This window comes from Rhodococcus sp. T2V (assembly GCF_029269925.1).
In the GTDB taxonomy this organism is placed as follows: domain Bacteria; phylum Actinomycetota; class Actinomycetes; order Mycobacteriales; family Mycobacteriaceae; genus Rhodococcus_F; species Rhodococcus_F koreensis.
In genome coordinates this window covers 1-467 of sequence record NZ_JARJBD010000507.1, presented here as the reverse complement: position 1 = coordinate 467, position 467 = coordinate 1, and the positions used below count along the sequence as shown (strand labels likewise).

Annotated in this window: 1 pseudogene; it reads right to left on the bottom strand. The window is 61.2% G+C overall.

Annotated elements, in window-relative coordinates:
• Window positions 1-234: pseudogene (locus P3H15_RS55130) on the bottom strand (cutinase); the annotation flags it as partial.
• Between the last annotated feature and the right edge of the window lie 233 nt (window positions 235-467).

Genomic DNA, 467 nt, shown 5'->3' with positions numbered 1-467 from the left:
TCAGGCGGCGCGGGTGATCTGCAGGTTCAGCCAATCCGAGACCCACTGAATGGCGTTGCGGCCGACGTTGTCGACGACCAGGTTCTGGTAGCTCTGGTGTGCCCCGGAGGCGAGGAAGCTGGCCGCGTTCAGGCCCTCCCCGATGACTGCGGCGAGATCCTCGGCCCCCTGCGAGCGTGCCATCGTCGACACCGATCCGGCGAGTCCTTTCAGGTCGAGGGTCTGCGCCTGGGACTTGCGTGTTCTCTCAGGACCCAACAGTATGCCGATATAACTCTTCTCCCACCGGCACTCGGGCCGGCAGCAGTGAAAAGAATGCTTGTCAGTGTTCCACCCATGAGCTCCCACCGAACAACGTGTGTGTTCGTAATGGGCTCTGCCAACCCGTTGCGCACCTGTGTGACAACAGCATTGGAGAATGCTCCTTAGAAAGGAGGTGATCCAGCCGCACCTTCCGGTACGGCTAC